General features: G+C 75.6%; 12 protein-coding genes. 9 read left to right on the top strand and 3 right to left on the bottom strand.

Going from position 1 to position 10,049, the window contains the following annotated elements:
- Window positions 1-136 precede the first annotated feature (136 nt).
- A complete protein-coding gene (locus ACFWXO_RS30560; protein ID WP_380527657.1) occupies window positions 137-352 on the top strand; it encodes a heavy-metal-associated domain-containing protein in 216 nt (71 codons plus the stop codon).
- A 50-nt stretch (window positions 353-402) separates the two neighbouring features.
- Here ACFWXO_RS30560 and ACFWXO_RS30555 read toward each other — a convergent pair whose 3' ends face one another.
- Window positions 403-948, bottom strand: coding sequence for a DinB family protein (locus tag ACFWXO_RS30555; RefSeq protein ID WP_375886020.1), 546 nt, complete (start codon window positions 946-948; stop codon window positions 403-405).
- 110 nt (window positions 949-1,058) lie between these two features.
- Here ACFWXO_RS30555 and ACFWXO_RS30550 point away from each other — a divergent pair, with 110 nt between their 5' ends.
- The 3 genes from ACFWXO_RS30550 (at window position 1,059) to ACFWXO_RS30540 (ending at window position 3,780) form a co-directional block, all read left to right on the top strand.
- The gene (locus tag ACFWXO_RS30550; RefSeq protein ID WP_375886022.1) at window positions 1,059-2,033 is read left to right on the top strand and encodes a helix-turn-helix transcriptional regulator; all 975 of its coding nucleotides are present in this window, start codon (window positions 1,059-1,061) and stop codon (window positions 2,031-2,033) included.
- A gap of 61 nt (window positions 2,034-2,094) precedes the next feature.
- Window positions 2,095-2,526: a DUF4240 domain-containing protein gene (locus ACFWXO_RS30545; protein ID WP_380527653.1), complete on the top strand. Its 432-nt coding sequence runs from the start codon at window positions 2,095-2,097 to the stop codon at window positions 2,524-2,526.
- A gap of 228 nt (window positions 2,527-2,754) precedes the next feature.
- On the top strand, window positions 2,755-3,780 hold the full coding sequence (locus ACFWXO_RS30540; RefSeq protein ID WP_375886023.1) for a hypothetical protein: 1,026 nt from the start codon (window positions 2,755-2,757) through the stop codon (window positions 3,778-3,780).
- A 19-nt stretch (window positions 3,781-3,799) separates the two neighbouring features.
- On the opposite strand, the gene ACFWXO_RS30535 is transcribed toward ACFWXO_RS30540, so the two are convergent.
- Window positions 3,800-5,134 (bottom strand): PLP-dependent aminotransferase family protein, encoded by a 1,335-nt coding sequence (locus ACFWXO_RS30535; protein ID WP_380527649.1) that lies wholly within the window; start codon window positions 5,132-5,134, stop codon window positions 3,800-3,802.
- A gap of 144 nt (window positions 5,135-5,278) precedes the next feature.
- Between ACFWXO_RS30535 and ACFWXO_RS30530 the strand changes: the two genes are divergently transcribed.
- From ACFWXO_RS30530 to ACFWXO_RS30520, 3 genes are read left to right on the top strand one after another with little or no spacing between them, the layout of a single operon-like run.
- Complete coding sequence (locus tag ACFWXO_RS30530) at window positions 5,279-6,043, top strand: crotonase/enoyl-CoA hydratase family protein (RefSeq protein ID WP_375886029.1); 765 nt, start codon at window positions 5,279-5,281, stop codon at window positions 6,041-6,043.
- A gap of 50 nt (window positions 6,044-6,093) precedes the next feature.
- Entirely contained in the window at window positions 6,094-6,864 is a 771-nt protein-coding gene (locus ACFWXO_RS30525) for a GNAT family N-acetyltransferase (RefSeq protein WP_380527647.1), read from the top strand.
- Window positions 6,865-6,882: 18 nt separating this feature from the next.
- A complete protein-coding gene (locus ACFWXO_RS30520; protein WP_380527645.1) occupies window positions 6,883-7,284 on the top strand; it encodes a hypothetical protein in 402 nt (133 codons plus the stop codon).
- Here ACFWXO_RS30520 and ACFWXO_RS30515 read toward each other — a convergent pair.
- Window positions 7,259-8,230: a LysR family transcriptional regulator gene (locus tag ACFWXO_RS30515; protein WP_380527643.1), complete on the bottom strand. Its 972-nt coding sequence runs from the start codon at window positions 8,228-8,230 to the stop codon at window positions 7,259-7,261. The two genes, ACFWXO_RS30520 and ACFWXO_RS30515, sit on opposite strands and share 26 nt — an antisense overlap.
- Window positions 8,231-8,492: 262 nt before the next feature.
- On the opposite strand from ACFWXO_RS30515, the gene ACFWXO_RS30510 reads away from it, so the two are divergent.
- Window positions 8,493-9,032 carry an SRPBCC family protein gene (locus ACFWXO_RS30510; RefSeq protein ID WP_375886039.1) on the top strand — a complete coding sequence of 180 codons (540 nt, stop codon included), beginning with the start codon at window positions 8,493-8,495 and terminating at the stop codon, window positions 9,030-9,032.
- A 1-nt stretch (window position 9,033) separates the two neighbouring features.
- Window positions 9,034-9,801 carry a maleylpyruvate isomerase family mycothiol-dependent enzyme gene (locus tag ACFWXO_RS30505; protein ID WP_380527641.1) on the top strand — a complete coding sequence of 256 codons (768 nt, stop codon included), beginning with the start codon at window positions 9,034-9,036 and terminating at the stop codon, window positions 9,799-9,801.
- Window positions 9,802-10,049: the final 248 nt, after the last annotated feature.

Below are 10,049 nucleotides of genomic sequence, written 5' to 3'. Positions count from 1 at the left end.
TGTTTTTTTTTTCTCGCGCGGTGCGGTGGGGGCCCGGGGGGGGGGGGTGGGGGGGGGGGGGGGGGGGGGGGGGGGGGGGGGGGGGGCGGCCCCCCCCCCCCCCCCCCCACGACCACCCGTAACCGGAGGCACCGTCATGTCCATCACCACCGTCCTCACCGTCGACGGCATGAGCTGCGGCCACTGCGAGAGGACCGTCAGCGCCGGGCTCGCCGCCATCCCCGGGGTCACCGAGGTCGTCGCGGACGCGCCGAGCGGACGGGTCACCGTGGCCTCCGCCCAGCCGCTGGAGACGTCGGCGGTCCGCAGTGTGGTGGACGGGGCCGGCTTCACCCTCGTCGACGAGATCTGACCCCGGACGGGCCGGGGCCCGCCGTCCTGCTACGGCGGGCCCCACCAGGCTCAGCCCATGCTCTTCGCGCCGTCCAGCGACTCGCGGACGATGTCGGCGTGGCCCGCGTGCTGGGCGGTCTCGGCGATGACGTGCAGCAGCACCCGGCGGGCCGACCACTCGGCGTCCGCCTCGAACCAGGGCGCCTTCGGCAGCGGCTGGGTCGCGTCCAGGTCCGGCAGGGTGGCCACCAGCTCGTCCGTCCGGCGGGCCACCTCGGCGTACTCCGCGAGCACCCCGGCCAGCGTCTCGCCCGGCAGGAGCCGGAACTCGTCGGCGCGGCGGGCGAAGTCGGCCTCGGTCATGGCGGAGAAGTCGGGCATCGCGGACGGGCCCTCCACGATGAACTCCGCCCACAGCCGCTCCACCGTGGTCACGTGCTTGACCAGACCGCCCAGGCACAGCTCGCTCGCACAGGTCCGCAGGCCGGCCTGCTCGTCGGTGAGGTCGCGGGTGGTGAAGCGCAGGAAGTGCCGCTGCTTCTCCAGTGCGACCAGGAGGTCGGCGCGCTCGCCGGTGACGGGGGCGGTGGCGTCGGGGGTGGTGGTCGTGGTCATGGCTCTGGCCTTCCGTTCGGGTCCTGCTCGGGTGCTGCTCCCTCGGACGAGAACCACATTACGGAGCATTGCGGCCACTTCCTGTCCTGAATTGCGGCCAGAATCGGGACATGGCGAACACCAGCACCCGGACCCTGCGACTGCTCTCCCTGCTCCAGACCCACCGGTACTGGCCCGGCGAGGAACTCGCCGACCGGCTCGGCGTCTCCGTCCGCACCCTGCGCCGCGACATCGACCGGCTGCGCGACCTCGGCTACCCCGTCGAGGCCCAGCGCGGCGTCGAGGGCGGCTACCAGCTGGCCGCGGGTGCGGCGCTGCCCCCGCTGGTCATCGACGACGAGGAGGCGGTCGCCCTCGCGGTCGGACTCCAGGCGGCGGCCGACAGCCCGGTGGAGGGGGTCGCCGAGGCCTCCGTCCGGGTCCTGGCCAAGGTCGTGCAGGTGATGCCGGGCCGGCTGCGCCGCCGGGTCGAGGCGCTGCGCGCCGTCACCGTCCCCGTCGACTGGGGCACCGCCCCCGCCTCCCGCGTCGACCCCGACGCCCTCACCGCCGTCGCCCTGGCCTGCCGGGACGACGAACGGATCCGCTTCTCGTACACCGCCGCCTCCGCGCGGCGCACCGAGCGGCACGTCGAACCGCACCGGCTGGTCTGCCTCGACCGGCGCTGGTACCTGGTCGCCTACGACCTCGACCGCGGCGACTGGCGGACCTTCCGCCTCGACCGCCTCACCGCCGCCGAGGCCACCGGCGCCCGCTTCGCGCCCCGCACCCTCCCGGCCGCCGACGCCGCCGAGTTCGTCCGCGCGGGCCTCAGCGCCATGCCCCGCCCCAACCGCGTCGAGGCCCTGGTGGAGGCGCCCGCCGACCGCGTCCGCGCCCACGTCGGCCGCTGGGGCGACGTCGAGGCGGTGGACGCCACCCGCTGCCGCCTACGGATGACCGCCGACTCCCTGGACTGGCCCGCCATGGCCCTGGGCTCCCTCGGCGCCGAGTTCCAGGTCGTCCACCCGCCGGAGCTGCGGACCCTCATCGCGGAATGGTCCACCCGCTTCGGCCGGGCGGCGGAAGGCGCCGCGGAGGAGTAGGAAGTCGGCCCGATCGACTTTCGGTGCGGGATTGTCGGTGTGGTGGTTCATGCTGCCAGGCGTGAACGAGGACGAGTTCTGGCGGCTCATCGAGGAGTGTCGACCGGCCTGGCCCGACCCCGATGCGGAACGGCTCGCTGCCGCGCTGGAGGGGCGGCTGACGGCCGCCGGGCTGCCCGCCTGCATCGGGTTCGCCGAACAGCTGGCCACCGTCCTGTACCGGCTCGATCGCCGGGAGTACGGCGTCGACCTGTCGGGCGATGCATTCCTGTACACCCGCGCGGCCGTCGTCGCCGCAGGCCGGGCCGAGTACGAGGCCGTGCTGGGCGACCCGGCCCGGTTCCACCCGTACGCCAGCGACCTGGTCTGGGCCGAGCCCCTGCTGCACGTCCCCGACCGGGCCCACCGGCGCCTCACCGGGCGCGAGTGGGGGCGCTCCACGCGCCACAGCTACGAGTCGTTCTCGAACGCTGAGGGCTGGGCCGGCCGTTGAGCCACGGAACAGGAAGTCGGCCCGATCGACTTCCTGTGCGGGGTGGGGCTGTGGTGGGGTGGTCCTCCCGTGGGGTGGGGCTGGAACTGCCGGGATTCGTACGGTCGTTACGCCGGCCGGGGGTGGATGGGGGTGGGTGTGGGGCGGGTCAGGGTGTGGCGGGTCAGGAGGTTGTTCCGGGAGGCGGACCACAGGTACGTGCGGGCGGCGGACCTGAGGCTGGAGGGGGTGTTCCAGCTCCTCACCCTGTCGGGGTGGCGGCGGGCTCGGCGGCTGCCGCTCGTACGTCGGCAGTGGCTGCGGGCGGTGGAGGAGGATGCGGACCTGGCGCTGACGGCGCTCGCCGACGCGGTGGTGGACGGGTTGGACGTGGCGACCGGCGAGTTCGTCGACGAGGCGCTGGCCCGGTGGGTCCGTTCCGGGCGGCAGGGCCGTTTGCAGCGAGGTGCCTACGAACGGTTGCGGGAGGCCCTGGCCACGACCGGCCGGTCGCTGGCCGCCCGGCTGACCGACCTGTACCGGGGGGAACCGGCGCTTCGGGAGCACCGCAGTGCCCCGGAGGTGCGCGACATGCTGATGGAGTACCACCCGGAGCACCCGCCGATGGAGCTGCTGATGGCGGTGGGCCCGCTGGGGTCGGAGGCGGACTGGTGGTGCGATCTCGGGTACCGGGCGGTCGAGGACGGTGACCTGGAGCTGGCCGACCGGCACTTCGCCCGGTCGCACGACCTCGGTTGTCCGCACGTGCGGAAGCGGGTCGTGTACCTCGCTCTGCTGCGGGTGGCGGAGGTCGGCGACCGGGTGCAGGTGCGCGACGCCCTCAGGACGGCCCGTGAGCTGCATCCCGCCCTCGACCACGAGCAGTTGTTCTACCTGGACTGCCGGGCCGTCCTCGCCGGTGCGGAGCCGGACGTGGCGGCGATGGTGCGGTTGCGGGTGGACCGCCCCGACCTGCGTCAGCTGTGGCTGGCCCAGCACTTCCTCCGGGTCGGGAACCCCGTCGTGGCCCGGGCCAGGTTGCGTTCGTGCGTGCGGAAGGCCGGGAAGCTGACCCAGGACCGGTACTGGCACCTGGACAGGCGTGACGACGATCCCGATCCGTCCGACGTCCTGCGCACGGCCAAGGCCCAACTGGCCCGGCAGGACGGGCGTCGCCAGGACGGGCGTGAGGCGGCGGGCCCGGACGCGCGGCTGCTGCCGTCGGTGCACCGGTTCGACCCGGGCTATCTGCACGAGGCGCCGCCGGAGCCGTAGTGGCGGCGGGCCGCCGCCACTACGGGGCGATGGACTCGATGGTGGCGCGCAGGCGTCCGAGTACGGCGGGGAGTTCGGGCAGCGGGGGGTTGGCGAGGGCGAGGCGGATGGCGTTGGGGTGGTGGGGGCCGGTGGCGAAGGCGTCGGCGGTGGAGACGAGGATGCCCTCGGCGGCGAGCAGGGCGGCGACCCGGTCGGGGCGCTGGTGGGGTTCCAGGGTGAGCCACTGGATGTAGGAGGCGGGGTGGGCGGTGACGGCGAGGCCGGCCAGGGCGGTGCGGGCGAGCCGTTGGCGCTCGGCGGCGTCGGCGCGGCGTCGGGCTTCGAGGCGGGTGACGGTGCCGTCGGCGAGCCAGCCGGTGGCGAGGGCGGTGATCAGGCCGGGGGCGCCCCAGGCGGCGGCGCGCAGCTGGGTGGTGGCGGCGCGCAGGTGGCGGTCGGGGAGGACGGCGAAGCCGAACCGCAGGCCGGGGGCGACGTTCTTGGACAGGCCGGCGACGTAGCAGGTGCGGTCGGGGGCGAGGGCGTGCAGCGGCGGGGGCGGTGAGGCCTCCAGGAAGGCGTAGGTGCCGTCCTCGATCAGGGTGCAGTCGTGGGCGGCGGCGAGGGCCGTGAGGCGTTGCCGCTGGCCGTGGTCGAGCACCCAGCCGAGCGGGTTGTGGACGGTCGGGACGGTGTAGACCGCGCGGACCGGGCGGTTGCGGCAGAGCCGGTCGAGGGCGTCGAGGTCGGGCCCGGTGGGGGTGACGGGCACGGGGGCGAGGTCCAGTCCGTGCGCGGCGGCGAGGAGTTTGACGCCCGGGTAGCTGAGCGCGTCGACGGCGAGGACGTCGCCGGGGCGGGTGAGGGTGCGCAGGACGCAGTCGAGGGCCTGCTGGGCGCCGCTGGTGAGCAGGACGTTGTCGGGGGCGGTGTCGACGCCGCGGTCCAGCAGGTAGCGGGCGACGGTCGCCCGGTCGTGCCGGTGGCCGCCGGGCGGGTGCTGGCGCAGCAGGGCCTCGGTGTCGCCGGAGGAGGCGAGGGTGCGCAGCGCCCGGCGCAGCTGGTCGCCCTGGTCGGGGGCGAGCGGCTGGTTGAAGGAGAGGTCGGCGGTGCGGGGCACCGGGAGGACGCGGGAGGGTTCGAGGCCGTCGTAGCCGGAGCGGACCCGGACGAAGGTGCCGCGGCCCTGCTCGCCCACGACCAGCCCGGCGGCGCCGAGTTCGGCGTAGACGCGGGTTGCGGTGGCGAGCGCGAGGCCGCGGTCGCGGGCGAGGGCGCGGTGGGTCGGCAGCCGGGTGCCGGCGGGCAGGGCGCCGGAGCGGATCGCGGTGGCGTACTCGTCGACGACGGCCTTGTAGGAGGGAGGTCGCACGGGGGCCTGCCGTTCCGTGGTCCGAAGGCGTGGGCGGGGGAGGGGAAGTGTATCCAGGACAATAACTGGATTGTCCTGGACCACCTTTCCTAGCCTCGCTCGGGCAGTGACCGAAGCGACCACGTCGAAAGGGAACCAGCGGCCATGACCGTCCACAGCGAGCGGGACCAGCACGTCGTCACCCTCACCATCGACCGGGAGAAGAAGCTCAACGCCCTCGACTACCCGACGATCGACGCGCTGCTCGCCGCACTCGACCGGATCGACGCCGACGACAGCGTCCGCGCCGTCATCCTGACCGGGGCCGGGCAGCGGGCGTTCAGCGCGGGCGCGGACATCCCGTCGCTGGCGGCCAGCATCGCGGGCGGGCCGGAGCGGGCGCTGCGCGAGTTCGTCCGCCGCGGCCACACCCTGACCCGGCGGATCGAGGAGTTCCCCAAGCCGGTCATCGTCGCGGTCAACGGGCTGGCGTACGGCGGGGGTTGCGAGCTCACCGAGGCGGCGCCGCTGGCGATCGCGGCGGAGCACGCCAGCTTCGCCAAGCCGGAGATCGCGCTCGGCTTCCCGCCGCCCTTCGGCGGCTCGCAGCGGCTGCCGCGCCACGTGGGCCGCAAGCGCGGCCTGGAGCTGATCCTCACCGGGGACCCGGTCCCGGCCGCCCGGGCGGCCGAGCTGGGCCTGGTCAACGCGGTCGTCCCGGCCGGTGAACTGCTCGACGAGGCACGGGACCTGGCGGACCGCATCATCCGGTACGCGCCGACCGCGGTGGCCGCCTGCCTGCGGGCGGTCACCCGCGGGATCAACCTGCCGATCGACGAGGGCCTCGCGGTGGAGGCGGCGGCCTTCGCCGCCACCGTGCCGACGGACGGTGTGCGGGACGGGATCCGGCGGTTCCTCGACCGGACCTGAGGCCGGATATTCGCTTGGCCGACGGTGGCGGGCCGGGCGATCATGGCGGGATGTCCGATCTGTTCGAGCGGGTAGCCGCCTTCCACGTCGCCTTCGCCCGCCGCCAGGCGGCCGAGGTCATCGAACTGCCGGAGTTCCCAGGGGTCTTCGCCGTACGGAACCCCGAGTTCGTGCGCTCCCACGAGCACAACCAGCTGATCGTCACCGGGCCGGGCACCGACCCGGCGGCCCTGCCGGGGCTGGCGGCGCGCTGGCTCGGGCAGCGCCGGCAGTACGCGATCACCGTGCTGGACGAGGCGTGGGGCGAGCGGGCCGCGCCGGTACTGGCCGGGGCCGGGTACGCGCGCAGCGCCGTGGTGGTCATGGCCAGGGGCACGGCGGGCTGCGCACTGCCCGAACCGGCCGCCCTGCCGACGGAGTTCGCCGAACTGCGGGAGCCCGTGCTGCGGCAGCAGCGGGAGTGGTACGAGGAGGCGGAGCTGCTCCGCCAGCTCACCGACCGCCGACCGGCCAGGCGGCGCGGCGCCGAGCAGGTGCACTTCCTGGCGGCCCGGGCGGCGGACGGCGAGGTGGCCGCCTGGGTCGACCTCTACCTCGAACCGGCCGCCGGGCTGGCGCAGTTGGAGGACCTGGTCACCGCGATCCCGCACCGCGGGGCCGGTCACGGGGACACCCTGCTGGCCAGCGGCCTGGCCCTGGCGGCGGCGGCCGGGATCCCGCGGCTGTTCCTGTTCGCGGACGCGGTCGACTGGCCGCGCACGTGGTACGCGCGCCGGGGCTTCGTCGAGATCGGCCGCAACCTGTCCTTCCAGACGAGCTGACGACCGGGGGACAGGCGATTGGACGGTGACCTGAACACGGAGCGGGCCCTGCCCCGTGACCTGATGGCCGTCGACACCCCGGCGCTGCTGCGACTGGAGGAGCGCGCCGTGGATCTCGGCCTCTCCCAGCGGCTGGACCCGGCGTGGCTGAGGGCGCACGCGGCGCCCGACGGGCGGCACTACCTGCGGGCGGCGCTGTGGCACGGGCTGTCCCACCGTCCCGAACTGCCGGCCCGGTTGCGCTGCGAGCTGGTGCTGGAACTGCGGACCGGCGAGCAGGTGCTGAGCCTGCTGGACGTCCTGCCCGAGGAGTTCGCGCGGCTGTCGGCGGTGACGTCCCGCGACGAGGGCCTGCCGGTGGCCCGTCTCCTGGGCGGCGGCGGGCTGCGGTCGGTCAGGGAGTACTCGGGCGGGGAGTAGCCGGCTGGGGCGCGGGCGGCGTACGACGAGGGGCCGCGGGGCTGACCGGCCCGGCCGCCGCCCGCCCGCAGTGGTCGGCGACGGTGTCCGCGAAGGCCCGGGCGAGCGGTCCCAGGGTGAGCCACTCGCGCGCGGCCCAGCCGACGGTGAGGCCCGGGAGGTCGGGCAGCGGGACCAGCCGGAGCCCGGGGTGGCCGGGGCCCTGCCACTCGGGGAGCGCGGGGACGACGGCGTGGCCGAGGCCGAGTTCGGCGAGCAGGATGGCCGTGTCCCAGTCGGTGACGCTGGTGTCGAAGACCGGGCGGATGCCCGACTTGCCGAGCCAGTCGTCCAGTTGGGAGCGGGAGACCGAGTTCTGCGGCAGCCCGATGAGCCGGGCGTCCTGGAGGTCGGCGGGTTCGATGCGCTCCCGGGCGGCGAGCGGGTCGGCGGCCGCCACGGCGAGCACCCACGGCAGGTCGGCGACGGGACGCTGCTCGATGCCGCGGACGGGCGTGCCCAGGGTGATCCAGGCCAGGTCGACCTGGCCGGCGGTGAGCGCGTCCAGACAGCTGCGGCTGGAGACGCCGGTCTGGAACTCCAGGCTGACCTGCGGGAACCGTTCGCGGAAGTCGACCACGGCGGCGGACATGAAGTGCCGGATGCTGGTGGCGCCGGTGGTGATCCGCACCGATCCGCCCTCGCCGCGGGCGAGTTCGGCGATGGTGCGCAGCGCGTGGTCGATGCCGCCCAGTCCGTTGGCCACGGCGGTCTGCAGGTGGCGTCCGGCCTGGGTGGGCACCACGCCGCGCGGGTGCCGATCGATCAGGGTGAGGCCCAGCTCGCGCTCCAGCCGCTTCACGTGCTGGCTGACGGCGGACTGGCTGCACGCCAGGTCGCGGGCGACGGCGCTGAGCGAGCCGGCCCGGCAGACGGCGGCGAAGACGCGGAGGTCGTCGAGGGTCACGAACGCCCAGGGTACTGCCGGTCCGGGACGGCACGAGAAGGGGCCCGACCCAAGCCTGACCTTGGAAGTTCCCCAGGAAATCAGCGGATTGACTTGGAAGTCCGGCAGCCTCGATCATCGACGGCAGGGCCCGCAGGAGGGCGGCAACCCGCCCGCTGCCTTCGCGGCGCTCCGGACGCGTAGAGGCGGGGGCGGGGCGGGTGCCGACCCGTAGGTACCCGCGGGCCCACGGGCACGTCGGGCAGTGGAGGGGGAACGGAACATGCGGTACGCCGATGGTCCCGGTACGGACTGCGAGGTGTTCGTCCGGGCGGAGGTGGAGCGGGTCTGGGCACTGGTCACCGACATCGCGCTGCCCGCCCGGCACAGCCCGGAGCTCCAGCGGACCGCCTGGCTGGACGGCGCGGCCGGCGCGGACGGCCCCGCGCCGGGCGCCCGCTTCGAGGGGTACAACCGCCGGGCGGGCATGCCCGATTGGCGGACGGTCTCCGAGGTGGTGGAGCTGGTCGAGCACCGCGCCTTCGCCTGGGCCGTCCTGGACGTGGACGGCCGCTTCGGCACCCCGGTGACGGACGCGACCGGTGCGCTGGCCCGGTGGCGCTTCGAGCTGCGCCCCGAGGACGGCGGTACCCGGGTGCGGCACTCGGTGCTGCTCGGCCCGGGCCGCAGCGGGGTCACCCGGGCCATCGACGCCCGGCCGGAGGCCGAGGAGAAGATCGTCGCCTTCCGCCTGGGGGAGCTGCGGACCGGGATGACGGCGACGCTGGAGGGCATCAAGTCGGCCGCCGAGAGCGTGGGTTGAGGTGTCGGAGCTGGAACGTTCGGAGCTTGAGCGTGCGCTGGACCCCGACGGGCTGCTCGCGGAGGTCCGGGCCTCGGCGGCACGCCTGTGCGCGGACCTGGCGCCGCTGACCGACCGGCAGGCCCGTGAGCCCTCGCTGCTCCCCGGCTGGAGCCGGGGCCATCTGCTCACCCACCTCGCCCGCAGCGCCGACGCTTACCGCTGGATGCTCGCCCTGGCCCGTACCGGCCGCGCCCCCGGGCCGCGCGCCGACGCCGCCGAGCTGGACCGGCAACTGCGCGCGGGCGCGGGGCGCGCCGCCGGAGCGCTGGTCGCCGACCTGCGGGACAGCCTGGACGGGCTGCTGCGGGACGCGGCCGAGCTGCCCGCCGGGCGCCGGGACGTCCTGGTCCCGGCGTTGGCGGGCTGGCGGCACCCGGCCTGGTACCTGCTGTGGCGGGCCTGGCGGGAGCTGGAGGTGCACGCGGTCGACCTGGGCCTCGGCCGCGGGCCGGCCGACTGGCCCGCGGCGTTCGTCCGGGCGGCCCTGGCCGAGACGGCCGCGGCCCTGGCCGTACGGGCGGTGCCGCTGGCCCGGGTGGAGGCCGAGGACCTCGGCCTCGGCTGGGCGATCGGCGGGACGGGCCCGGTGGTGAGCGGCCCCGGGCACGCGCTGCTCGCCTGGTTCGCCGGGCGCGGCCCGCTGGCGGCCCTGCGGGTGGACGGCGGGTTGCCGGCGCCCGCGGTGCTGCCGGCCTGGCCGTTGCCGCCGGTGCCCGGCTGGGGGTGAGGTCCGCTCAGGAGGCGGAGGCGGAGGCGGAGGCGGAGGCGCGGGCGGGGGCGTCGGAGGGCGGTGCCCGGCATCAGCACGGGTGATGCCGGTGACCGGCCAGGGGCTGTTCGGGACGGGCCCGGAGGAGCGGAACGGGGGGGGGGGGGGGGGGGGCGCAGCTGGTGTTACAGCGCGAGCGGGGGTGAGCCCGCTTGTGTGTGGGGGAGGGGGGGGGCGCACCCGCCCCCGGCGCGCGCCGGCCGCCG

The organism is Kitasatospora sp. NPDC059088 (genome assembly GCF_042738155.1).
Lineage (GTDB): Bacteria > Actinomycetota > Actinomycetes > Streptomycetales > Streptomycetaceae > Kitasatospora.
Note: the sequence above shows the minus strand (reverse complement) of the source record. Positions and strands in the feature narration are given on the sequence as shown.